Source organism: Pseudomonas putida (assembly GCF_028682475.1).
GTDB classification, from domain to species: Bacteria; Pseudomonadota; Gammaproteobacteria; order Pseudomonadales; family Pseudomonadaceae; genus Aquipseudomonas; species Aquipseudomonas putida_AG.
The window spans coordinates 1-582 of record NZ_JANHLE010000097.1 but is presented as its reverse complement, the minus strand read 5'-3'; the positions used below and the strand labels follow the sequence as shown (position 1 = coordinate 582).

Below are 582 nucleotides of genomic sequence, written 5' to 3'. Positions count from 1 at the left end.
ACCACGAAGATTTCAGGCTGACCAGCGGGGCAGGGTGTTATGGGACTGTTGATGTCTTCATGGGGCATCGCCCTGGCGGCGCGGTCGGCCTGAGCCAGGCGGTCGATCATGTCCAGCTTGTCTGCACTCATGCGCTGAGTTCCTTGTCGGTGAGCTGCTGACGCTGTAGTTCGGCGTTCAGGTCGTCGAGACGCTGTGCAGGCATAACGCCTTTGTCGTCGAGGATCTTTCGGTACACGGCATGGTCTGCAGCGTTGGGGAACTCATCGCCCAATACGGCGTGAAGGTTGGCCCAGCGCAGGACTTGATCGGCGGCGCTGTAGCCGTGCCGTTCAGCACTGCGCTGACAGGCCAGCGCCCACTGCTGTCGTGCCGCAGGTTCCAATCCTTGCAAGCGCTGAGGAAAGTGCTGCTGGCAATGTTCGATCATCTGCTGGGCAAGACACTGGCGCTTGGCGGCGCTCATGCGCTCCACCTGTTCCGGGGTAAGCAATAACCAAGGCTTGTCCGTGTACTGGGCGATCGGCTGCTCAGGGTTTTCCTGGCGAATGAAGCCGCCAGGATGAAGCGATTCCGGCAACA

At 60.7% G+C, this 582-nt stretch carries 1 pseudogene; it reads right to left on the bottom strand.

The features are described from left to right. Positions 1-127: 127 nt before the first annotated feature. Positions 128-582, bottom strand: a pseudogene (locus NPS47_RS25320) (DUF4123 domain-containing protein); the annotation flags it as partial.